Consider the following 24,818-nt stretch of genomic DNA (forward strand, 5'->3'; position numbering starts at 1 on the left):
CAAATATTATAACCTAGCGGCTTTCCGCCTGCCTTCAAAAAGCATATAAGGCTTATTTATTCTTTGAAGCGCTACTTTAATGGAGTCATTTGAAGCATTGACTCCAGTCAACACCAGTGTCGAATCATTCGGTTGTAAATACGTCAGCGATAACTTTTCCTTTCGATGATGCCTATTTTTGTTCTGTAGATGCAGTTTATGGTTGACAGCATCTATATCATAATGATAATAATGGCGCCCACTAAAGCCCGCCAGCTCATAATTTCTATCGATGTCCTTTTCTTGCCATTCATCTGCCGATGTTCTATCGATCTGAACCGGCTTATTTACCTTAATACTCAACGTAGACCATTTTTCGAAGATCACATCCTGCCACCTGGTTGAATCCTGTGCGGCGTAAGGCAGCGTATCCCTATTGATAATAAAACTATTTACTTTATAGAAGCCCGCAGCTCCGGGCAACCCAGCTTGTTGAGGTAGTTTATACGATCCAAATCCACTAGACCAACTGCTGTAAGCGGTATAGGCAAATAATACCACTAAAACGCCCACAACCAGTTTGGCTGCCATACGCAATCGTACGAGCGTTTTATCTCCGTAATCAGGCACCCGAGTATTAGCCTTCGCCAGTTTCTCCTTTATTAATAAATTGTACAAACGTGGTACATCCTGTGCAAAAAGAAAAACCGAAAAAATGACGAGCAAAGTGCTAAATGAAAGTTCACCTATATCATAAAAACCATTTGCAGCCGCAACGTTACCCAAAAAACCAATCACCAAGCCGGCACCCCAAGTCACCGTTTTGCGATTAAGAATAAGCAACGCCGCGAAGATCTCCACAAAGCCCAGAAAGGAGACGTATATCGGGGATATACCAGTCGTTTGGAAATAGATTTTCCATGCATAAAAATCACCGTAATTGGTAAACAGATTGCTCAAAGAAGGATAGGGTATCTGCTGCACAAAAAGTTTGTAAAAGCCATATGACAGCAAGGCAATCGCCAGTCGATATCTTACTAAAAGCCATAACCAGTAATATAACACTGTATATTCTTCTCTCTTCCTGTCTAGCATCGCCCAGATGGTACCACCTATCAGCGCTACACCAATACCTAACAGCCAATTAGCATAAGATGCAATGCCCAATACCGGAACACCTTCTTCATCAATTAAAGGGAAGAAGGCTGGCTGGTATCTTGCCAACGACAATAAATGGTAGAACTGCAGGTTGGTCCAATCGATCGAAAACAGTTGGCGATAAAATTTCCAGTCTATCGGCACGATAAAAAAGAGCAGGAAAATAAATAGAAACCGAAACAGATTACGTTTCCATAGTTTCCAGATATTCACAGCTTCCTTAGCCGTTTCCCCTTTAAATTTTAATATGCTCATAACATTTGCGTTAATTATTCATTAATAGTTCGGGTTTTGCGTCAATCCGCCCAAAATCACTTCATCTATCGGAATAGGAAAAAGATTCAAATGTGGTTGAATACTCAGATTGGGTTTCAGTTCTTCAATCTTTTCCTTTAGCTTCCCGGTTCTGGTAAGATCAAAATACCGGTGCGCCTCCCAAAGAAATTCCAAACGTCGTTCTTCCAATATGATTTCTAAAAGCGCATCCTCACCGGCAGCCGTCGTTGCAGGCAAATTTGCCCTGCTACGCACCGCATTAATATCCGCAATTGCCTCATCCAACGCTCCGTTATGCACCCGTGCTTCGGCTCTTATCAGGTATTGCTCAGCCAAGCGCAGCACATAAGAAGGGTCCGTAGCTGGGCTTCGATAATATAAAGCGCCTGCAAATTGTTTAGTCCCGCTCTGTGTGGCACTATCCAGCAAGGCCACCCGTGCGCCACCTGTAAACGGATTCCGGAGTGCATTTATCACGGGATCGCCCGGTCGATAACGGTATTCCCCACCGCTGGAAAGCAGGCTCATGCGGGTCCTCAAACCACTGGGATTCTGCGCAGAATAAGCCAACTCAAAAATGGATTCAGTGGTTTGCACCACACCGTTTAGAAACCAGGCGGAAAAAGGCCGGGTAAGTTGATATTGGCTCGATAAATCCAGGATTTTGCCGGCGTACTCTTCAGCTTCACGCCAGCGCTGATTATATAAGAAAAATCTCGCTTTCAACGCCCAAACAGTATATTTCGTTGCACGGATCCGGTTTACCGTCTCGGGAAGTAAATTTTCTGCACGATTCAGTTCTTCCAGTACAAAAGCATAGGTATCCGCTAATGAACTCCGTTCTATTCCTAAATCTTCATCCACATCGGTGGTAGGAACCTGCTTAATAGGGACCCCTCCCCACCCTCTTGCCAGATCAAAGTATGCCAAAGCACGTATAAAATGAGCTTCCCCCAGCACCTGATTACGTTCTTCATCAGACAGGTTAACATCCTGAATAGTTGGAGCTGCCTGAATAATATTATTAGCGATATTGATCGTATTATAAATACCTAACCAAACATTGCCAAAGTCGCCCACATCCGCACGAAAATTCAGGTTAGAAAGATTATCGGCAACATTGTAGATGACATCGCCACCCGGCACAAAACCCAGGTTAACATATCCCTCCCCATAATAGCTATTATCTCCCAATGCTCTGTAAGCACCCCTTATCGCTGTTTGCAGTGATGCGGCATTCGTTATTGCCAATTTCTCGTCGATCGCTTCCTTCGGCTCCACTTCTAAAAAGCCCTTACAGGAAGCAAACACAGCACCTATCAGGAAGGTGCGGAGCAGGAGTTTGAGTCCTGAATAACGACATATGTAGTTCTTTTCCATGTCCTCTTTATAATGAATTATAAGGTTAAATCAATTCCAAACTGTAGGGTTCTCGGTGTCGGCGGAGAGGCAAAATCATAGCCTTGAATATTTTGGTTTTCGCCCCGTTCTATCCTGGTCTCCGGGTCAGCGCCGGTATAGCCGGTAAAAGTCAACAAATTGGTAGCCGTTGCATATAACCGCAACCGTTCTATCTTCCATTTGCCACTCAGTGTTTTCGGCAAGGTATATCCCAGACTCAGGTTACGCAATCGGACAAAAGAAGCATCTTCAAAAAAACGGCTGACCTCTTGCTTGTCATAGTTTCGCAGCGCCAAGCGTGGCACATCTGTTATATCACCCGGTTGTTGCCAGCGGTCGAGCTGACTGGCAAATATGACACGGTTTGCATCCAAACGCCCCCCTTGCTCCCCCAACATACGGTTATGGTTCCAGAGATGATTACCAAAAGAGTAGGTGAAGAGGAAATTCAAATCAAAACCTTTATAGGAAAAGTTGTTGGTCAGTCCGCCAAAAAAATTGGGCCAGGCGTCTCCGACAACTTTACGATCCGATGCGGTAATCTGACCATCCTGATTCACATCTTCCAATATCAGGTCGCCCGTTTGCGGATCTACACCGAGCGAATTGTAAAGCCAATACGAATACAAAGGTACTCCTTGTTCTATGCGAAGAAATTGACGGTCTTCAAAAGACATTGGGTTGGGTAATACCTCGATTTTATTTTTGTTCTGAGCGATATTAAAAGCAGTACTCCAACTAAAATTCTCGTTTTGAACATTAAAGGAGGTTACCGAAAATTCAAATCCTTTGTTACTGATCTCGCCAAAATTAGACAGGTAAGAACTAAAGCCGGAATAATTCGGTACAGACACCTCTAACAACGCATCTGTTGTGTATTTATCGTAATAATTCGCTTCAATAGCAATACGGTTTTGAAGAAACCCTAAGTCTATCCCAATATTGAACTGACTGGTTTTTTCCCACCGCAGATCGGGATTTGCCAATTGCAGCGGTGCTATTCCCGGTAATTCGGACGTGCCGGTATCCGGATAACCTGCACCTGCCGTCCATAAGCCCCTATAAGCAAAATCGTTGATGCCATTTTGATTACCCGCGACTCCATAATTGACACGTAGTTTTAGATTGCTCCATACAGGATTGTCTTTCAAAAATGCCTCTTCACTGATTTTCCAAGCACCTCCAATCGCAGGGAAATAACCCCATCGGTTATCCGGACTGAATTTGGAAGAACCGTCTGCACGAATGGTTGCTTCCAATAAATACCTGTTTTTGTAACTATATTCCAATCGCGAGAAGAAAGACAACAATGTATTTTCACCCCAAGTTTCACTGGCAGTTTGGTTAGCGGCCGCTGAAATAAGTTTGAAGGAGTCATTTGGAAAATTGGTACCGCGAGAAGTATTATTGGACAATTTACTACGCTGAATATGCGTTCCTACGAGTATCCCTACGTTATGTGCATTGTTAAAACTTTTCGTATACCGCAACGTTTGCTCGTTTATCCAAAAATCAGATTGCGTTAAGCTATTTGTGGCTTCTCCGTTATTTGCAATTCCACGCAAGAGTTGCGTGTTCCAGTATTCTTTTTCTTCATAAAGATTATAATCCAAACTGAAACTGCTTCTGAACTTAAGGTTAGGCAGAAAATCAATTTCTGCATAAATCGATCCGATATAATGATTACCATAAGCTTTATTATCACTTTCCGTAACAAGGGAATGGATATTATCAAAGTTCACCCAACGCAACGGTTTTCCTTCGTCGTCAAAAATGGGCAAGTAGGTTGGAATGTCTATGGAAGCCTGATACAAGGCCCCTGTGCCACCGCTCCCTACTGCACGGCCAATCTGTCGGTAAGACCGCGTAAGTGTATTGCTTGTACCAACCCTAACCTTATCAGAGATTTTCTGATCGATATTCACTTTAAAACTGCCCCTATTAAATGCCATGGTTTTCCAGATTCCCTCCTGACCGGCAAAACCACCTCCAATGTAGTAGCTCGTATTTTTACTTCCGCCCCGAATGGAAAGGTTATAATTTTGATATCGCGCAGTACGGTTCAGGATAGCTTGCCTATCATAAGTTGGCTGGTTTTCGGGTAGGCCGCGGCCATCCACTGTAAATACCGGCGCCAAGCCTTCATTTGCGCGATATTCTTCCACCAACATCGCGTGTTCCGGGCCACTTGTCAGCTCCCATTTTTTCGGTGCCCATCCAACACCCTGAGAAACGTCTAGATCTATCTTCGGCTTTTCATCAAAATTGCCTCGCTTGGTTGTGATAATAATAACACCATTTGCACCTCGTGAGCCATATATAGCAATCGCTGCGGCGTCTTTTAACACCTCAATCGTTTCAATATCGTTGGGATTTATATCCGCCATCGGAGAGATTGACCGGTCGGCTGCAATATTTTGCAAAGAAGTATTATTCACAAAAACTCCATCAATGATATACAAAGGATCATTGCTTGAATTAATAGAGGTAGCGCCCCTGACCCTAATAAACGTATTGGATCCTGGAATACCCGTTCCACCATTGATCTGAACGCCCGCTACATTCCCTTGAAGTTGTGTATCAAAGCTCGCTTCCGGTATCCGCTTAATTGCTGACGGATCTACCTTTGCCACCGAACCAACCAAATCTGCCTTCCGCTGCTCTCCATAACCTACCACCACTACATCTTCCAACTGATTGAGACTTGGTGTAAGTTCAATGGTAACCGGCGATCCATTAACGGCCAAGGTTTTACTGATATAACCAAGGTAAGAAACCATAATGTTATAAGGAAAAATCTGCCCGGTTACGAGCTGAAAGTTCCCGTCACCGTCGGTTTGCGTTTGGTTCGTAACCGCCTCTATTTTCACCAATGCTCCGGGCAAAGGTTCTTTATTGTTTGCGTCTATTACTCTTCCGGATAATTTAGAATTGATTAACGCTTTTTGCTGCGCCACAGTCCCTTTTGCGGCAAGGAGCAGAACCAGTAAAACCATACACCAAAATACCGGTATAGGCTTATAAACAGTTAAACGGCCTTTCAGCCGGTAAGATTCATATAATAACTGATACATGACTGAATTTGACATAACGGTTCTACTTCCACCATCTTAATGGCAAAAAACACCTTAAAAATTTGACTATTTTAGATTAATTATGCTGGTGGTAACCAGGCAGCACTAAGAAGAAAAACTCAGCGGATGCTAAAAGCAACAACACGCTCGGTAAAGATGCACTTTAAATAGGTTATAACTTAGCGCATGGGCATCACAAACGGATGCATGGAATATCTTACCTAAATTCAGTAATTGGAATGTTTTTTTCATTGCATATGGGCATTAGTTTGTTGACGACGCAAACATACTAGAAAAAAAAATTAATCTACTAATTTAATAGACTATCAAAACTCAACCCATTTCAAACACAAGTATCTCATTACAAGATATTTAATAAATATAAAATAGATGTAACAGCCTATTAAACATGTAATATTTATTCCTAAATAAGGTATTAAATATGCCTTTTTCAGTTAATTGTTGTCATCCCCCATTCATGCAACGAAAAAAACTACTAAATTTGTAGTCTTAAATAAAAACATGATGTTTATTATCCGGAAACAGCGCCTTATTTACTGGAATTTCTACCATTTTCTAAATGATGTTTGTACAATATTTATTACTGCTGATCATAGATTCTTGTAAAATTTAAAGTCATCCCGTTTAAACAAATCTTATCATGAACTACGTCCTCCTTTTTACAATTGTATTTTTGACATCTTTTAACTGCAATCGATCTTTTGCCCAACAAAAAAAGTTTAATGTCGTATTTGTCCTGGCAGATGATCTGGGCTATGGTGACCTTGGCATTTATGGGCAAAAATGGATACAGACACCGAATTTAGATACCTTGGCTAGTGAGGGGATGTTGTTTACAGACTTCTATGCCGGTGCACCTGTATGTTCTCCTTCAAGAAGTGTTCTGTTAACCGGTTTACATACCGGCCACACCACCATCCGCGGAAATGCAACCATCAAAGGTGGCAAGGCCGGAAGAAAAGGCGCACAAACCGTACACCGTGCAAACTTAAATCAACAGGATCTTACTATTGGGAATATAATGCAACAAGCAGGCTATCAAACTGCGTTAATAGGCAAGTGGCATCTGGATGGGTACGATACTTCAGCCACCCCTTTACATCGGGGTTTTAATCAGTTTAGTGGTTGGCTTATCAGTTATCCTGAAACTTACGCCAGTACTTACTGGCCGGAAAAACGCTATGTCAATGGAACGGTTGTAGCCATTCCTCAAAACCAGCAAGATAAAAAAGGATATTACGAAACCAATCTTTGTACCGATGAAGCTCTTGCCTTTCTTAATGAGCAAAAGGGAAGCACAAAACCGTTCTTCCTGATGGTAAACTACAACAACCCACACTCTCCTTTAGCCGTACCGAACACACAAAAATATGACAATAAAAACTGGTCTCATGATTTAAAGACTTATGCATCCATGGTCGACATATTGGATCAATCGGTAGGTAGGATAAAGAAACAGTTGATAGCAAACGGTCTGGATAAAAACACCCTCTTGATATTTTGTTCCGATAATGGCCCCCGATCAGAGCACACAGATCAACTAAGCGCCGTAGCCGATTTCTTTGACTCTAACGGTCCACTCACCGGCTATAAACGCGACCTGTATGAGGGAGGTATTCGTGTACCTTTTATTGCATGGGCACCCGGCTATGTAAAGGCAGGCTCGATAAATAAGGTTCCCGCTTATTTTGCAGACATCCTACCAACTTTGGCAGCTATTGCGCAATCAACGGCCGAATATAAAACTGACGGGCAGTCGCTCCTTTCGGAGATAAGAGGAACAGGGAAGCTGACTGATCGTTTCCTTTATTGGGAGTTCTTTGAAAAAGGGTTTGAGCAGGCCGCACGGTACGGACAATGGAAAGCCATTAAAAAAGATAACAAAATTGCCTTATATGATCTAAACCGGGATATAGCCGAGCAGCGAGATGAAGCAGCAAATCATCCCGAGCTGGTCAATCAGTTTCAGCATTTTCTGGATACATGCAGAACAGCTTCTCCTTATTGGCCAACGGAGACGGAATTTTAAATACCTCCCCCTTTGCTTTTCTGAAAAAATCGCAAAAAAATAGTAGGGCTAGATCCACCCCATGTGATTTCACCACTCGCAACGCACAACCGGCAACGCACAACTCTACTCAACTACTTAACCACTCAACTATTAGCGATTCAACCGCAACCCGTTCATGAACCATACAGCAACAGATATTAGGGCTTTCTGGAAATAAAACTTATACCCACAGGGTTCGATATTTGTACCAATGGTTAATCGTTTAAAAAAAAACAACATGAGCAAGACTATTTTAATTACAGGAGCAGCAAGCGGTTTCGGAAAAATTGCAGCGTTTGAACTGGCAAAAAAGGGCCATAAAGTGATTGCTACTACACAGATATATCCGCAGATGAGCGATTTGATAAGGGAGGCGAAAGAGCAAGGAATAGATGTTGTAGTTGACAAACTCGATGTGACTAACACGCGTGATATTGACTATATCCACAAAAAGTACGACATCGATATTTTAATCAGTAATGCAGGCATCATGGAAGGTGGGCCGATTGCAGAACAGCCTATGGAGCTTATCCGTTCTATGTTTGAAGTAAACGTCTTTGGCGGCCTGCAGTTAGCACAAGGGTTCATAAAAAAATTTATTGACCAAAAAAAATCAGGTAAAATCGTATTTACTACTTCTATGGGTGGCTTATGGACGGTTCCTTATGTTGCCGCTTATTGTGCCTCAAAACATGCAATGGAATCAATTGCGGAAGGTTTAAAAACAGAATTAGCAGCGTTCAATATCAAAATAGCGACCTGTAATCCCGGAGTTTTCGGTACCGGATTTAACGACCGGGGTGTTGATAGTATATTTCGCTGGTACAATCCCACAATTAATTTTACACCTCCATCTGTGTTCGAAGACACGGCAGAATCTTTGGCAAACCAATTGGATCCACAATCCATGGCAGATTGCATTGTAGATGTAGCATTAGATGAGAATTCCAATTTCAGAAATGTGCATCCGAAAGAAACCGAAGACTTCGTAAAACAGCTACAGGTAGACGCCTGGACAGCAAAAAGCTAAGGGGAACAAGATGATGAATATTACTTACAGTGAAGCCATGAAGGCTCTAGAAGCTGCAAAAGAAAAAGCCACGCAATTAACTATTCCCGTAAGCCTTGCGATCGTGGATGCGGGCGGTCACCTGGTTTCCTTTGCCCGATTGGACAGTGTTTACGGTGTAATTGACTTTGCCATAAAAAAAGCGAGAACAGCGGTTATGTTCGGCTTGGACAGTGATGCTATGGGTACAATCGTTACCGGTGCCGGCGGCCATGGGTATGGAATGCTCAACTCCAACAACGGATTATTGACTGTAGCAGGTGGCGTTGCCCTAAAAAACAAAGACGGTGTACTTATCGGCGCTATCGCCTCTTCAGGTGGCACACCCGAGCAGGATAAGGAAATTGCACTAGCAGGTGCAAAAGCCATCTTATAAAATTTCAGATATTTGCTTTATGGATGATGTTATTGAAGTACTGTTTGATAAATTAGTGTATTCCTGCTATTTTGAAAAGCAAAGAGCACATGAGCAATTTATAGGTGAGCACTTTTTGGGTTTCCAGATTTGTGGAGAGACACACACGCAGTATGCCGGTGGTAGTAAGGAGATGAGCGCCAATATGGTGGTGCTGGCTAAACGAAACCAGTTGATCCGGACAACCAAATACCCATCCAAGGAAGGCGAATATCAATTTGTTTCTATCATTCTCGATCAAGCCGCATTAAAGCAGTATGCGCTGGAACATAAAATTGTCATTGATAAGCCTTGTACAGACGCGAAGGTGATTTTCTTTGAACCGGATATTTTTTTCAAAAGTTTCTTCCTTTCGTTGATTCCCTATATTGATAAGGCAAAGAAGGCGACGCCGAAACTAGCGGATCTCAAAATCCGGGAGGCCATTGAATTGTTGTTGCAAAGTAACCCGGATTTTAAATATCTATTGTTTGACTTTACCGAGCCGTATAAGATCGACCTGGAAGAGTTTATGCATCAGAACTATATGTTCAATGTACCCATCGCGTCTTTTGCAAAATTAACCGCACGTAGCCTTTCAGCATTTAAGCGGGATTTTGAGAAGATATTTAAAACATCGCCGAGGCAATGGTTGCGCAATAGACGCTTAGACGAAGCATACTATTTAATCAAGCATAAGAAGAAAAAGCCCACCGACATCTATCTGGAGTTGGGATTTGAAAACCTGTCACATTTTTATTCCTCGTTCAAACATAAATTCGGCATGACCACTTCAGAAATTTAACCAATAAGTCAAAGGATATAGCACTTGCTACACCTGGGCAGCAAGTCTATAACACAACATTCTATCGCTTCAGATAAAGCACGGGCACTGCATAAATGCAGAAAATTCCGTTGCATTATTTCTGTTTAGCAAAAAAACTCCAGATATAATCATTGATATCAAGTTCTTTGGATGTCAGCCCTATAGGTAATCCTATATTAAAGTCATCGGCACCTGGCCAGGTATGCCCACCATTCTCAATAGAAATCAGCACAACGGATTTTTTACCGAAAGAGGATTCCAGAATCTCGACTATTGTACTGTCACTTGCAATCTCATCGATTTTTGTGGCATTCTCGTTCGTAAACGTATTCTCTTTCCAGTAATTGTAGGAATTAAGTGCGGAGTAGTAGTGACCATCTTTCCCGTCATAATTTACCACCTTATCGGCCGTACCATGAACCATGAGTACACCAACTTCCTTTCTGTTGTTATTATGATAATAAGCAATCGAATCAGGCAAGGAGGCGCCTACACTTGCAACAGCCAAAAACCGATGGGATAATTCGGCAGCGATTCGATGGCAGAAAAAACCTCCCCGTGACAGGCCAGTTGCAAAAACCCTATTGCCATCTATTTTGTAATCCTTTTCGATTTGGTGTAATAGAATTTCCGTAAAACCGATATCATCTGTACCGTTTTTGTAAGACATTCCAAAACCGACGTTCCAATCTTCATTGATCCCCTTTGGGTAAACTACGATAAACCCATATTTATCGGCAGTTTGGTTAAATCGTGTATAAAGCATCTGTTCAGCAGGCGTCATCCCTCCTCCATGAAAATTAAAAACTACCGGATAACGTTTTTCAGCATCGTATCCTTTCGGAATATATACAATGTACTTTCTTTTGATCCCATCGTGCTGAATTGATTTCGTTTGAGCAAAAATTGAAATGCATACGAACAGAAGAATAATAGTTAATAGGTTTCTCATGTTTTTTAATGATTGATATTAGTGAAAATCTTTTCTGTTTTGGATAATAGTTCTTTGTTTTTTTCGCTGATTTTCTTATCACCAATGGGTTTTAAAACCTTCCAAACAACCACTATAAGGATCAGCAGCGAAGACAAGGCCATCAAAAAATATTCAGGTGAATGAAGAAGGTCATTTAAAAAGTGAAAAAATAAAGAAATCATAAAAAGGCTTGTACAAGCACAAGTTATAAGCACCTGCTTGCCTGCTCTTTTGCTTTCATTAATGCTTAAGTTTTTGATGAAATCAAGATTGCTCAACAAATATTCTTTTTTTTGTCTGGTAATGTGCTTCCATGAATTGCTGAATAAATAAATGGATGTAAAAAGAAGAATGAATTCAGAAATACTTTTATAGATGTTATTCAAGTTGTCTGTATATATTACATACCCAATAACCACTAGCGAAAACAAGATTACCAATATGTACCATACCAAAATCCGGTTTCTCTTTTGCTTTCTCAAATGGGCAATCTCATCCTGTACTTCAGTAAAATCCGGAACTAAGTCCCTATCTACAGAAAGCCATGTATTTTTTAGCTGTTCAAAACTATCATTCATACTTTTTCATTTTTATTGACAAAACTTCTTTTATCCTATGGATCCGAACCCTTACATTGGCATGGCTGAGTCCCACAATTCCGGCTATTTTATCCTGATTAACATCTTCAAGGTAGAGGCCGATAATAATACGGTCCAGTTCTGCAAGTTCATTGATACACTGCCTTAATTTTTGGTAGCGCCCCTCCTCTATAGCTGTTTCTTTGTATTCAATCTTCGAAAAATCGAAATCAGGAACCCGTTCGTTTCTTCTTTCATTAGCTAACTGCCGCAAACACTTGTTGGTAGCAATCCGATATATCCAGCCCGGAATATTTTCCGTGTTTTTTATGGATCCCAAATATTCAAACACGACAATAAAGGTTTCTTGTGTTATATCTTTGGCTTTATCAATATCATTAAAGTACCCAAGACAGACCCTGAATATTTTTGGAGAATACGTTTTGTATATACTTTCGAAATCCATGTACTGTCTTAATACATATGTTGAGGAAATGTTACATGCTTTCTAAAAAAAATCGTAAAACTTCCGTAAATACAATGGCAGTATCCCAGTAAATACCTCTTAGCATAAGCGCAAAAATCAACATGAGGGGTACAGCTTTAAACAGCCTCAGGGTTTTGCCCCTTCCATTTTTAAGGTGGTGCAACTAAATATTGAATTCAAGACACGGGTGGCAGCCTGAATAATGAAAGCAAGGTGTCTTTCACCTTATATCAATTATCGTCAGATGTAATTTTCCTTTTATGCTGTGCGCCCCATTGAGCTAAAGCAGTAATGATATCTTTTAATGACTGACTGTATTCGGTGGGTACATATTCCACAACAACCGGCGTTTGATCGGCATATACATTTCTTTCAACTAAAAGATTTACTTCCAGTTTTTTCAATTCGCTTGACAGCATTTTTGCGGAAATACCCTTTAAAGTACGCTGTATATCGTTGAACCTGGTATGTCCCCCTAAAATTGCAATCATCACCCTTATTGTCCACCTGCCGCCGAGAACATATAAAGCATCTTCGGTTGATGACAAACGATTCTTGCACTGTATCTGTGAATATTCCAATTTATTTACCGCCATTCCCTTTTTTTCTTTTAGCAACTAACCCAAAAGTTACTACTTACTTTAATGTAACTACTATAATTTGGTTAGCTAATATAGCTAATTTTGCAATACCCTGTTTTAAGAGAGGTAAAGAAATGAAAAAAATATTGCACATAATTTCAAGTCCGAAAAAAGCTAATTCCGCAAGTAGAATGCTGGGAAAAAAAGTGGCTGAAAAATTAAAGGAAAAATTTCAGCATGTGGAAATTAAGGAATACGATCTCAATACAATTCCGCATTTAAACGAATCCCATATAAATGCCTTCTTTACATCTACTGAAAACCGAACAGATGAGCAGCAACGTGAAATAGCCACTTCTGATCGGGCCATCACTGATCTCACCGCAGCTGATATTTTAATAGTTGAAGCACCGATGTATAACTGGAATATCCCTTCAACATTGAAAGCGTACTTTGATCAGATCGCCAGGCCCGGGCTCACATTCCGTTATACCGGAAAAGGAGCTTTACCGGAAGGATTACTGAAAGACAAAACTGCTTATATAGTGACTTCATCCGGTGGAATATATACGGACGGCGAATTGAAGGCCTTCGATTTTACGACCAATTATGTTCGGTTTTTCCTTGAGCTTATGGGAATTGAAGTTGCCAATGTTTTCAGAGCAGACGCCCAGGCAATACTGGGACCGGAAGATGCTATACGGAAAGGAATTGAAAGTATTGTTATAGAATAAACAATCTATGAACACAAAACTCAAAAAAATACAAAAAGGGATTATTAAAACTTAAAGGACAAAAATATGATTTTAGTTACGGGAGCAACGGGCCGGTTCGGCTCAAAAGCGGTTGAGCATTTATTGAAAAATGGAGTACATCCTTCGGAAATTTCCATTTTGGTCAGAGATGCAGCTGCAGCAGGTCACTTAAAAGAACGGGGTGTTCAGGTAAGAGAAGGTGATTATGCCGATCATACGTCTATGGTAAAAGCCTTTCAAGATGTGGAGAGATTGTTATTGGTTTCCAGCAATGATAGAGGGGCCATTGAAAACCGTACGCAGCATCACAAAAATGCAATCAGGGCTGCTAAGGAAGCAGGCGTAAAACATCTTGTATATACTTCCTTTGTAAGAAAACCAGGGTTTGAAGGTTCGTCCATAAGCGGCTTTCAAAATTCGCATGTTGAGTCCGAGCAGTATTTAAAGGAAAGTGGCATGGAATACACGATACTTCAGAACGGTATTTATGCTGAAATGATTCCGGTATTTATCGGAGATAAAGTCGCTGAAAACGGAACAATCGTGTTTCCTGCAGAGGAAGGAAAAGCAGGCTGGGCGCTTCGGGAAGAGTTAGCGGAAGCCGCTGCCAACGTTTTAACTACCGACGGGCATAACGGTAAAACTTATACACTGACCCATACCGAATCGGTTGGTTTTAAAACCATAGCCGGGGAAATTTCCGCAGTATTGGGCCGGGATATCCATTATAAATCTCCCGAAATGGGTGAATTTAAAACAATGCTGGAAAATGCCGGCGTTCCGCAGCTATATATTGGCATGTTTGCCATGTGGGCCGCAGCGCTGGCAGAGCACAGCCTGGATAAAAATGATGAAGCATTGACCATGTTATTGGGCAGAAAGCCAACATCCGTCCGTGAATTTGTAGAACAGATTTACAGCTGACCTGCTCTCTATCGAAACCTTGAAGAAAAGTGTTGTCAGATTTTGACAGCACTTATAAGGTAGTAAATGATTTCTCTCATGATATCAGATAGTCAGTTATTTCATTTTTCTTTACAACGGCACCAATAATGCACTGATCCACATAAGCCATCAACGGCATTGAGCTCTCCAGCAACATTATCATAATCCTTCAGCCAGAATTTGGCCTCCGAACGTAGCAAGCGAATTGGTGGCAGAATAACGCTATTATACTTCTAAAGCCAGAAACTTATAAGGAACAGAAAAGTCCAGCAGGCTAATAATTTCACCTTCTTTTGCGTAAGCTATTGACCTCGCAAGGGATGAATTTTCAACTACAGATTGATACCCTTTGGGAGTTCGGTTGCGAAGAGATAGTGCTAAATGTAATTTTAGGCTTTCCAGTAGTGCCCGAAGCTTCACCAAGATTCCAGGTTGCACCGTCGGATTCTCATTATAATTCTTTAGTACAAAAAAAAGTCCACTATATTAGTATATTTTTTGCCGCAAAAAAGTATTCAATAAATCAATTAAAAAGCTGCCAACGTAAATACTACAGGTGCAATTAAACCTTCATTAAGCATTAGATGACACATTGAATGTGCATTATTTATTTCCAGATAGGCAAAAAATATGTCTCTTTTAAAGGCAGATGAACACATTATACATATTAAGGATCGATGCAATTTGTAGATCAATCTTTCTTGTCATATGCATACAGATCATGCGCGCATGATCTGTATGAAATATGTTTTGTCAAATTTGCTGCGAAAAGACGGTAGCGGCTTCTTTATCCTGGTACTGGTCAATTAACTTTTTCAACTTACCTTTTAATTCGTCAACCGTGGCTCGGTACGCTTTATCCTCATAAATATTATGAAGTTCTTGTGGGTCTTTTTCCAGGTCATATAACTCCCAAGCGTTTTGCCCTTTGTAAAAGCGAACCAGTTTGTAACGTTCTGTGGTAAGTCCAAAGTGGGGGGAAACATGATGAGGTTGTGGAAATTCATAATAATGATAGTAGCTCGCCTCGCGAGTTTTCACGTTCTTTCCATTGGCCTGCAATACAGGCAGAAAAGATTGCCCCTGAATATCTTTTGGAACCGCCACACCTGCAATTTCAAGCAAAGTAGGTGCCCAATCGATATTCAACACATGCTGATCAATCCTCGTTCCCGGTTTCACTATGCCTGGATAACGGATAACAAAGGGAGTTTTTAATGATTCCTGATAGATAAACCGTTTATCAAACCAGCCGTGCTCACCCAGATAAAAGCCCTGATCCGACCCGTAAATAACAATGGTATTTTCTGCCAGACCTTTCTCATCCAAATAGGCCAATAGTTTTCCTATATTTCGATCCAATGCATTCGCGGTGGAGAGATAATCTTTTATATAACGTTGGTATTTCCATTCGGCAAGGGCCTTTCCACTTAGTTTTTTCGCGTCAAATTCCTTCGAGATCTTATTATAATAAGTACTGAATTTTTTTAGCTGCTCGTCTGTTAGTCGACGGTAAACCCCTCTGCGCAAGTATTCATCAATTTGCTGTTCCTGCTCAGAAGTCAATTTTTCATTGCCAAAGAATTTTTGTTTGATCTCTTCTTTCTGCTTTTGCAGATCTTTTTCATTTAATTCGTAGTCTATGTGTACTTTCAAATCTTCCTTTAAACGCATTGTCTTTTCAACGGTCATATCCTGATCGGCCGCTGCTTTTCTTCCTACATAGTTATCATAAAAGGTTTCAGGTAGAGGAAAATTAATACTATCATAAGCCCCCAAGTCTTCCAGATCCGGTAGCCATTCCCGGTGCGTTGCCTTCTCTCCCACCACAAGGAAAAATGGTTTATCCGTATCCCGCCCGTCCAACCAGTCAGTTGCCAAATCTGTGATAATATTAGTCACATATCCTTCTATCCGTGTAGTATCATTCGCTTGGTTAATAAAATCAGGGTTGTAATAATGTCCTTGTCCGGGCAGAATATTCCAATAATCAAAGGCGTCACCGGGCAATGTTCCCAAATGCCATTTCCCAACCCAAGCGGTTTGGTAGTCGGCCTGTTTTAGTAAACGACTAAACAGTTGTTGCTCTACGTTGAATTTTCCTTCATTGGCGAAATAACCATTTTCATGGCTGTATTTACCCGTCAGTAGATTCGCTCTACTGGGCCCACAGATAGAATTTGTCACCAAGAAATTATTAAAGATAGCACCTTCCCTTGCAATGCGGTCGATGTTAGGTGTATGGGCATATTTACTACCATACGCACCGATCGCTTGGTAAGCGTGATCGTCCGAAAAAATGAATATAATATTTGGCTTTTTTGGTCTATCATCCGATTTTTTCGCGTGTTGATTACAACTAACCAAAGCGATCCCGAAGGCTAGCAAACAGAGATTAATTTTATTTACCATAATTTTATTTGTTATTGAATTGTACATTCTAAATCGTTAATTCGCATATCCCGGATTTTGCGTTAATAATTTGTTAACGTCCAGTTCACGCTGCGGTAAAGGAAATAAATTGTGGTAATCTTTCACGTCTTGTATCCCTTTCTTTTGCATTACTTCCTGCAATTTCCCGGTCCGTACCAAGTCAAACCATCGAATCCCTTCGAAACCAAACTCCCATCGACGTTCGTCCAATATAGCTTCCCTGAATTGAGATTGGCTTAAGTTTCTAAGATCAACAGCGGGGTCCGTCCGATCCACGGGTAAACCGTAAGCACGTCTTCGTACCCGGTTGATCGCGTTATATGCTTCATCGCCGGGTCCCTCTAATTCATTCGATGCCTCGGCAGCAATAAGCAACACTTCAGCATAACGAATAACCGCATAATTAAGATTACCTTCCCCTAATGTGCTGATGGCGGCAGGGTCAAAATATTTATACCAGTGTGGCTTAAAAGTCACCTTTCCCGCTCCAGCATCATATTCCGTAAAAAAAGTACGATTGCGTCGTAAATCACCCGGAAGGAAACTGTTGTAAAACTCCTCTGTAGGCACATCTGCGCTATTTCCCGCTACGGTGCCTCCACCAGGCAAAGGAATTGTGGCCCTCGGCAGGAACAGGGCAAGTCCGAAGCCGTTACCGGTACCCGTCATGCCTTTATTTTGCACAGCAAACAAAAATTCGCGATTCTGCTTATTTTCCGGTGTAAAAAGATCAAAATAACTTTCTTCCAGTCCATAACCCGACAGGTTTAACGTTTCCTCTGCTTTACTTTTCGCAAGTGCATAGTTCTTCCTTGTCAGGTAAACAGAAGCCAGAAGCGCCTTGGCAGATGCCTTAGTGGCACGGCCGTTATTTGCCGAGCTGTTCGCTTCGTCCAAATACTCCTCAGCAAAAGTTAGGTCAGCAACAATTTGTTGATATATCTCCTCTGCGGGGCTCCTGGCAATATTCACTTCGTTCAAGGAAGTTGCCTGGTGCAGCACCAGCGGCACATCGCCGAACAATCGTACCAAGTTATAATACAGTAACGCTCTTATAAAACGGACCTCTCCCAACAGGCGATTTTTCTTTGCCACATTAAAGCTGATTGCAGGGATGTTATCGATTGCTGCATTTGAATTTTTTATAGCGGTATAATGCCCCGTATACACTGCATTTATCCGATCATTTACCGGTCCGAAAGTAAAAGCATCCAAGGCAAATATATTTGCATTGGCTACCCCTACACCGCAGGTTGCGTTATCCGTGGGTAGTTCTGCCAATAAATAAACACCTCGGTAATAGATATCCCATTGGTTGTTCAGTAAGTCGTAAGCCGCAACAACCGCCGCATCTGCATCTGCTTCGGTCTTATAGAAGTTACCGACCGTCATATCCGATCTTGCGTCCTCTTCCAAAAAGTCCTTACAAGAGGTCATCAACAGACCACTAACAATGCTTAAAATATATACTATGGTTTTCATCTTATATTTATTTCGTTTTAAAAATTCACTGCCAAACCAAATAGCCAGGTTTTCGCACTTGGATAAGCATCCGAATCGATACCCCGAAGAATATTATTTTGCCCGCTCTGATTGACTTCCGGATCATAGCCGGTATAATCTGTCCAGGTCCAAAGATTGAGCGCCGATACGTAAATACGCAACTGTTCGATAGCGCTTCTTTTGAATAAATCCTTACTGAATGTATAACCAAGTGTCGCAGTGCCCAGTCGTAAATAAGATCCGCTCTCCAACTGGGCGTCCGAAAAGAGAAAGGCTCTGCTCAGATTTGCGCGGGGAATACTGTTACTGGGATTTTCCGGTGTCCAGCGCTCCGCTACCCTTGCTGAACTATTCTTTTGCCCCGTGGGTAAATCCAGTTCGGTTCGTGTGCTGTTTAAAATTTTATTTCCGTACACCCAATTAAAGAAAAGACTAAGGTCAAAATGCTTATAAGACAATTGATGCGTCATTCCGCCAAAATGTTTTGGTTGTGCGGAACCCAGAAAAGTTCTATCACGTGCATCCAGCACACCATCACCATTGAGATCAACATATTTTCGGTCACCAGGCAACGCATTTGGTTGAGGACTATTGGCAATGTCGTCATTTAATTGAAAAATCCCCTGACTCACATAACCATAAAAGCTATTAAGAGCTTCGCCCGGCCGGATCACGATCGGATCATTCAGTTTTAAATATCCATTGATTTCACCGGTCAATATTTCGCTAACCGGGCCCAGGTCTAACACCTTGTTTCGGTTGAAGGCGATATTTGCATTAGCGGACCATTTGAAAGCTCCCTCGATAATATTAGCTTGCAGCGCTAACTCCAAACCTTTATTCTCCATACTCCCGATGTTTTGCAGTGCGGAACTAAAGCCACTGGACCAAGGTACATTGACCCAGAGCAACATGTCTTTCGTCTTTTTATAATATAGATCTGCCGTTAAGTTAATCCGTCCCTGCAAAAAGCCGACATCTAAACCTATATCGAACTGCGAAGTAGACTCCCACTTTAAATCTGGGTTCGCTATATTGCTCGGTGAAAAACCTTTTACAACGTTATCACCGATGATATAACTCATCGAACCCAAGCGTGCCAAGGATTGGTAACTATCGATTTCCTGGTTTCCCGTACGCCCATAACTTGCACGGAGTTTCAGTTCACTGAAAGTATGTAGATTCTTAATAAAGTTCTCCTCACTTAATTTATAAGCTAATGCTCCCGAGGGAAAAAATCCATAACGATTATTGATACCAAATTTAGAAGAACCGTCAACCCGTCCGGTTAAGGTTAATAATAACTTATCTTGATAACCGTAATTGGCTCTACCGATCCATGAAAGTAAACTCCAATTATTCACATTTGTAATAGGAGCATTGATAAGCGAGCCAGCTCCCAGATTATCCGGTCCTAACAGATCATTAACAAAACCAGAAGCGGAAGCAAGCACCAGCTCCCGCTCGTATTTCTGGGCGGTAAAACCCGCTAATAAGTTTAACTCATGTTCATCGAAACGGTGTTGATAGCTGAGCGTATTTTCGTTCAAAATCGAATAAGCATTAACAGTTCCAACCCTGCCTAGCCCCTGTACGTTGTAACCTGCTAAGGTCGTCCTTGGTGCATAGTAATTCTCTTTGTTATTCAAAATGTCGGCGCCGATAGAAGTTTTGAAATGTAAACCATCCAAAAGTTCGTATTCAGCAAAAACATTTCCCAGGGTTCTGTAGCTCCTCGTCCGATTTGTTAATTCGCGAGCGGTGGCTACGGGATTTCCCATCGGAATGCCCCGATCATTCTCCAACACATAACTACCGTTCGCCTGGTATACCGGTAATATCGGAGAAAATGCCAATGCCGATTGTACCACACCAATCGTTCCCTCGCCACCGTTCGTTGCACTCAACGCCTGATTTGCATCTGAGCGACTGCTGGTCAGGTGCAAACCAAAAGTCAATTTGTCAGTTGCCTTTTTTTCGAAATTAAAACGAGCAGCATATCTTTTAAAATTCGAATTGATAATTATTCCTTGTTGGTTAAAGTAATTCAGGGAAAAAGCGTACTTTGTTTTTTCATCGCCTCCCGAAGAACCTAATTGATAATTTTGCATGGGTGCAGTACGAAAAATTTCGTTCTGCCAGTCAGTGCCCTCACCAAAAGAGGCGATCTGCTCTATACTGTAAACCTCGCGCCCGTTCGCATCGTTTACCAATTGTGCAAATTCTGTTGCATTCAACAAATCAAGAGTTTTACGCACTTTTTGCGAGCCATAATAAGCATTAAATTGAAATTTATTTCTGCCCGCTTGTCCCTGCTTTGTTGTGATGAGTACAACGCCATTTGCGCCCCTCGAACCATAAATTGCTGCTGCGGAAGCATCCTTTAATACCTCCATGGAAACAATATCATCGGGATTTAGTAAGGATAGTGCATTCGTGGCCGGCCCAACCGTCGCGCCTGCACTACTGCCATCATTGTCGTTATACACCGGAAAACCATCAATCACATAGAGTGGCTCGCTTCCGGTATTAACCGAATTACTGCCTCTAATGCGAATACTGGTAGCCCCTCCTGGCTGATTTGATGTAGTCGTTACCTGAACACCTGAAGCGCGTCCACGTATTGCCTGATCAAAAGACGCCGCCGGAGTTTCTTTGATGGCATCTGCGGCAATGGAAGATACTGACCCCGTTAAATCGGCTCGTTTCTGCGTACCGTAACCAACTACAACCACATCTTCGAGCTGATTGAGGTTGGGCTCCAGAAGAATATCTATTGGACTTTTATTTACCACCAATTCTTGTGTCTGGTAACCAAGGTAATTTACAATTAAGGTGTAGGGGAATTTTTGCCCCGTAACAAACTGAAAGCCCCCCTGTTCGTCTGTACTGGCTTTGTGCGTAGTTCCCTTGATCAATACAGTAGCACCGGCTAGTGTTTCTTGCGTTTTTGCGTCCTTTACTACACCGTAAAGCGTAGAGTTAACCAATGGTTTCATTTGTTGAGCATAGGCGTGCGTAGTAAACAAAAAAAATACCGTACTATATAAAAGTAGTATAAAATTGGTACGACTGTAAAATTTGTTTGCCATAAAATAATGGATCATAGCGATAAGCTGAATTTTAATAATAGAAAAGAGGATAAGGATGGATTGATGTATTTTACTGCCAAGAGCAGTAAGGCATTTTCTATGAAAAGACAAAAATCAACAACAGTTCATTTTGGGCGAACAACATGTACGGCATGCCTTATACATTATTGTTTGCCGATTAGCATGGTATGGAATAAGAAGGTGATTGATTAAAGGCAAAATATTTGTCGTCATTTTACAATACATTAAATCTATAGTTTTAGTAGAAAATAATACACAGCAAAAGTAAGTGAGATGAATAGAAGATAACATGAATAAAACATGCATATTTTACGAATTATTTATTCGCAATTCGAGAAGCCCGTAGATTTGGAATACAGATTTGGATCCATTCGTTTCTTGCCGCCTGCGTTCTGTAATTGTTTGGTTCATGTATACGAGAGTCATGTATCAATATTATAATGCTAATTTGGACCTAAAAGAGATTTCTCTTTTTCTTATTAGCGCCTATCAAATATTAATGTAGTATATGAGTGCTAGTTTCTTTCGAAGTAGCACGCTACCTCAAAGAACGCGCTCGGCACTACATATCCGAGCGCCTCTGCTTTTAAGAATTATCCTCTTTCGCCACTGTAGAGATGGCCGAAGCCACTATACCTGCCGTTGCGAGGTAACCCGCAAGGGTAACTACCGTTGCCGGTAAAGTAATCGGAGCTGTTAGTAAAGCTCCGCCTACCGCACCCAAGGTTAAACCGATGGTTCTTATTCTTTTAAAGAACTTCGGTGTGGGTGATTTGATTCTTTCCGTTATTTCAGTTTTCATATTTTTCGTTATTTGTTATTAATTGTTCATTGTTAAAAGCGGTGATTCCGCTCAGGGTGATAAGCTGATGATTTCATGATTATTTTTTTAATTAAAATTATTTGTTGTTCTTTTGTCCTATGCGCGAGAGCCCCGTGTGATTTCATCACGCGCAACTGGCAACGCACAACTACATACATCACTCACAACTAAACTACTTAACTACTCGACAACTAAACTACTCCCCGCGGCAGCGGCCTTTGCTAATAAAGGATACACCCTTTTATAGGCATCCGCCGAATGCAGTACCCGATAGTCTCCATCAACCAATTGATAGTAGCTCCCGGTTAACAGGCAACCACGGGTGTCGGTGTGGTAGTTGCCGATATGGAAGAACACCAGACTGAAATTGGGAATCCCTCTGATTTCAACCATACCCTTGTGCATGGAATTATATCGACTTTGGTATTTCGCATTCATACCGGCCAGCTTATTCAAGCCCAGTTGATAAGTCCCCGCCGGAATGGCTGTTTCTCCCGGGATTTTCTCATCCCGTATCTTATCTTCCAGAATATAACATTGGAAGAGATCATTGATATATAATTGGCCGAGGGTCGTGTTTATGCCTTCGGCGATTCTTATTAGTTTGATCATATTATTTAGTTTTTAGGGGTTAAGGATTAGCTTTAAGTTTTCGGCCAGCAGCGGTCGGCTATCGGCAGGTAAGTCTCATTATCAAATTAGCTCATCAGCTCACCAAGCGTGGTGAGCTCATAAATACCTTTAAAGTGAACACGAAGGAATAATTCCCTACTTAACAACGTTGCTACGCAACGACTCTACGACTCCACTAAACCAGAAAACGCGCCTACATATCTGCTCTCCGAATAGGTTTTACTTAGGCGATCGGACAGGTAGTAATAAAGGTGGAATGTGCCATCTAAAATAGCATCCTGTAATGCTACCTCCAGTTGCTTATCACCTAAAGGATGCCCTTCGCTCAATTGCACGAGTTCCTGTTCTACATTATAGGCCACCAGAAATAGTTGCTGATGGTTTGAAAACCGAAAATTGTCTGCCCATTGCAGCTTCAAATGGCTATTAACCAGTTGAACAGTCTCGAGGTACAGATCGCCCGACCTACCTCTACTTACTTTTACTTTGGTAGGATCCACATAAGGACCACCTTCCGAGTTAACCAACGCTTCCCTGATCACTTGTTGTACTGCCCGGTTCATCCCTGTCATCCGCTCATTGTAAGGCCGACACGTATTATAAATAATCGATTTTAACGGAACCAGGAATCTCATAGCTGCTTTCATGCGGGCTACCTGCTTCGCCCTTATATCGCTGATCGGTTTATTACTTCTCGCTTTCTTCTTTACCGACCGTACACACTGCACGCCGTTGCGAACATAGAACAATTGATCTCCTACGCGGCCATACAAACGACCGCCCTTCATAATTGCCATAACAAGAGGGATTATGCGGGCGACAGATTGTCGCCCGCAGGGTTAAAAATTAAAGGAAGTTAATTGAGCCGACATAAGTGGTACGTGAAATTTTCTTGCCATCCAAGCTGGTAAAGAACATCCAAATATGCCCCACGTCACCTGTTTCCATATCCTCCAATGAAGCCATTGCCACACCAGCTTGGCGATCGGCTGGCGCATCCGGTGTAAAGAAAAGGTCCTGGTTTACATTATAAACCAACACGTGAGCAACATCGTCTGCTTTGCCATTAAATTCATACTCGTTGGCATTCCAACTGACAGTCAAGGTATCGACTGACACGTCCGTCGTCACGCCACGAGGGCGGAACAGTCCACCGTCGCTCAACTGGATCGCCGGATAATTAAGCTCAATCGGCGCCGTAAGTGTCACCGCCCCCATGTCCATGTTATGCTTTACCGCATAGCTAAAGGCCGTCGCCAGTTTGAGATTGCGCCCGGCAAAGCCCTTATCCAAGAGTTCTTTAAGCGGTGCGATAAATTTCACCAGCGTGGAAAAACGATCGCGCTGTAAACGCTGCAGCTCAGTTGCCGGAATTTTGGATTTTTTGCCTAATCCGCGAAGGTAATTGATCCCTCGCCAACTACTACCGATAACACTACCAACTTTGCCCGAAAAGGTACCATTGGCACCATTGATAAATTTTGCCATGTTTTTACATTTTAATTAAACATTTCATTCATCAGCGTTCAGTACCGGTACGCTTTGCTGACAGGACAAAAGTAGAAAGCCTCGAAGGGCGGAACAACAGCATAAAGTATTCATTCCCACCATGTTCCCCTAAAAAGAAAAAAAGGGAACGTAAATTCTCCTTATGTTCCCTTTTTTTGTAATTAGATTAACAGCAATGTAATAAATCAATAGGTTCAATAGTGTTCAGATTCGTTTGGCCGCTCTCTTTAAAAGGAT

The 24,818-nt window shown here is 41.7% G+C and carries 20 protein-coding genes; 6 read left to right on the forward strand and 14 right to left on the reverse strand.

Features of this window, described 5'->3' with window-relative positions; translation table 11 throughout:
* Positions 1-6: 6 nt before the first annotated feature.
* From RYH73_RS19270 to RYH73_RS19280, 3 genes are read right to left on the reverse strand one after another with little or no spacing between them, the layout of a single operon-like run.
* The gene (locus tag RYH73_RS19270) at positions 7-1,392 is read right to left on the reverse strand and encodes a DoxX family protein (protein WP_335315107.1); all 1,386 of its coding nucleotides are present in this window, start codon (positions 1,390-1,392) and stop codon (positions 7-9) included.
* A gap of 21 nt (positions 1,393-1,413) precedes the next feature.
* Entirely contained in the window at positions 1,414-2,793 is a 1,380-nt protein-coding gene (locus RYH73_RS19275) for a RagB/SusD family nutrient uptake outer membrane protein (RefSeq protein ID WP_335315108.1), read from the reverse strand.
* A gap of 17 nt (positions 2,794-2,810) precedes the next feature.
* Positions 2,811-5,903: a SusC/RagA family TonB-linked outer membrane protein gene (locus tag RYH73_RS19280; RefSeq protein WP_335315109.1), complete on the reverse strand. Its 3,093-nt coding sequence runs from the start codon at positions 5,901-5,903 to the stop codon at positions 2,811-2,813.
* 646 nt (positions 5,904-6,549) lie between these two features.
* Here RYH73_RS19280 and RYH73_RS19285 point away from each other — a divergent pair.
* The 4 genes from RYH73_RS19285 to RYH73_RS19300 all read left to right on the forward strand — a co-directional run bounded on the left by RYH73_RS19285 (position 6,550) and on the right by RYH73_RS19300 (position 10,227).
* A complete protein-coding gene (locus tag RYH73_RS19285) occupies positions 6,550-7,938 on the forward strand; it encodes an arylsulfatase (protein WP_335315110.1) in 1,389 nt (462 codons plus the stop codon).
* A 259-nt stretch (positions 7,939-8,197) separates the two neighbouring features.
* Positions 8,198-8,989: an SDR family oxidoreductase gene (locus tag RYH73_RS19290; protein ID WP_335315111.1), complete on the forward strand. Its 792-nt coding sequence runs from the start codon at positions 8,198-8,200 to the stop codon at positions 8,987-8,989.
* Between the two features lie 10 nt (positions 8,990-8,999).
* Positions 9,000-9,404 carry a GlcG/HbpS family heme-binding protein gene (locus tag RYH73_RS19295; RefSeq protein WP_335315112.1) on the forward strand — a complete coding sequence of 135 codons (405 nt, stop codon included), beginning with the start codon at positions 9,000-9,002 and terminating at the stop codon, positions 9,402-9,404.
* 19 nt (positions 9,405-9,423) lie between these two features.
* Positions 9,424-10,227 (forward strand): helix-turn-helix domain-containing protein, encoded by an 804-nt coding sequence (locus RYH73_RS19300; protein WP_335315113.1) that lies wholly within the window; start codon positions 9,424-9,426, stop codon positions 10,225-10,227.
* Positions 10,228-10,342: 115 nt separating this feature from the next.
* Here the strand turns inward: RYH73_RS19300 and RYH73_RS19305 are convergent, their stop codons facing one another.
* The 4 genes from RYH73_RS19305 to RYH73_RS19320 form a co-directional block, all read right to left on the reverse strand.
* Positions 10,343-11,200 (reverse strand): alpha/beta hydrolase family esterase, encoded by an 858-nt coding sequence (locus RYH73_RS19305; protein ID WP_335315114.1) that lies wholly within the window; start codon positions 11,198-11,200, stop codon positions 10,343-10,345.
* A gap of 5 nt (positions 11,201-11,205) precedes the next feature.
* Positions 11,206-11,799, reverse strand: coding sequence for a hypothetical protein (locus tag RYH73_RS19310; protein WP_335315115.1), 594 nt, complete (start codon positions 11,797-11,799; stop codon positions 11,206-11,208).
* Positions 11,792-12,265, reverse strand: a complete 474-nt coding sequence (locus tag RYH73_RS19315; RefSeq protein ID WP_335315116.1) for an RNA polymerase sigma factor — start codon at positions 12,263-12,265, stop codon at positions 11,792-11,794. Before RYH73_RS19315 ends, RYH73_RS19310 begins: the two co-directional genes overlap by 8 nt.
* 251 nt (positions 12,266-12,516) lie before the next feature.
* Complete coding sequence (locus RYH73_RS19320) at positions 12,517-12,882, reverse strand: winged helix-turn-helix transcriptional regulator (RefSeq protein ID WP_335315117.1); 366 nt, start codon at positions 12,880-12,882, stop codon at positions 12,517-12,519.
* Positions 12,883-13,001: 119 nt separating this feature from the next.
* On the opposite strand from RYH73_RS19320, the gene RYH73_RS19325 reads away from it, so the two are divergent.
* Entirely contained in the window at positions 13,002-13,601 is a 600-nt protein-coding gene (locus RYH73_RS19325; RefSeq protein ID WP_335315118.1) for an FMN-dependent NADH-azoreductase, read from the forward strand.
* A gap of 66 nt (positions 13,602-13,667) precedes the next feature.
* Positions 13,668-14,546: an SDR family oxidoreductase gene (locus RYH73_RS19330; protein ID WP_335315119.1), complete on the forward strand. Its 879-nt coding sequence runs from the start codon at positions 13,668-13,670 to the stop codon at positions 14,544-14,546.
* A gap of 774 nt (positions 14,547-15,320) precedes the next feature.
* On the opposite strand, the gene RYH73_RS19335 is transcribed toward RYH73_RS19330, so the two are convergent.
* From RYH73_RS19335 to RYH73_RS19365, 7 genes are all read right to left on the reverse strand, one after another.
* Entirely contained in the window at positions 15,321-16,979 is a 1,659-nt protein-coding gene (locus RYH73_RS19335; RefSeq protein ID WP_335315120.1) for a sulfatase family protein, read from the reverse strand.
* 36 nt (positions 16,980-17,015) lie between these two features.
* Positions 17,016-18,482 carry a RagB/SusD family nutrient uptake outer membrane protein gene (locus RYH73_RS19340; RefSeq protein WP_335315121.1) on the reverse strand — a complete coding sequence of 489 codons (1,467 nt, stop codon included), beginning with the start codon at positions 18,480-18,482 and terminating at the stop codon, positions 17,016-17,018.
* A gap of 17 nt (positions 18,483-18,499) precedes the next feature.
* The gene (locus RYH73_RS19345; protein WP_335315122.1) at positions 18,500-21,595 is read right to left on the reverse strand and encodes a SusC/RagA family TonB-linked outer membrane protein; all 3,096 of its coding nucleotides are present in this window, start codon (positions 21,593-21,595) and stop codon (positions 18,500-18,502) included.
* A 607-nt stretch (positions 21,596-22,202) separates the two neighbouring features.
* Positions 22,203-22,418 carry a hypothetical protein gene (locus RYH73_RS19350; RefSeq protein ID WP_335315123.1) on the reverse strand — a complete coding sequence of 72 codons (216 nt, stop codon included), beginning with the start codon at positions 22,416-22,418 and terminating at the stop codon, positions 22,203-22,205.
* A gap of 201 nt (positions 22,419-22,619) precedes the next feature.
* On the reverse strand, positions 22,620-23,051 hold the full coding sequence (locus tag RYH73_RS19355) for a DUF5675 family protein (protein ID WP_335315124.1): 432 nt from the start codon (positions 23,049-23,051) through the stop codon (positions 22,620-22,622).
* 185 nt (positions 23,052-23,236) lie between these two features.
* Positions 23,237-23,869 carry a DUF6266 family protein gene (locus tag RYH73_RS19360; protein WP_335315125.1) on the reverse strand — a complete coding sequence of 211 codons (633 nt, stop codon included), beginning with the start codon at positions 23,867-23,869 and terminating at the stop codon, positions 23,237-23,239.
* A gap of 49 nt (positions 23,870-23,918) precedes the next feature.
* Positions 23,919-24,560: a DUF6266 family protein gene (locus tag RYH73_RS19365; protein ID WP_335315126.1), complete on the reverse strand. Its 642-nt coding sequence runs from the start codon at positions 24,558-24,560 to the stop codon at positions 23,919-23,921.
* Between the last annotated feature and the right edge of the window lie 258 nt (positions 24,561-24,818).

Origin of the sequence: Olivibacter sp. CPCC 100613, from assembly GCF_036959255.1 — a bacterium.
In the GTDB taxonomy this organism is placed as follows: Bacteria; Bacteroidota; Bacteroidia; order Sphingobacteriales; family Sphingobacteriaceae; genus Olivibacter.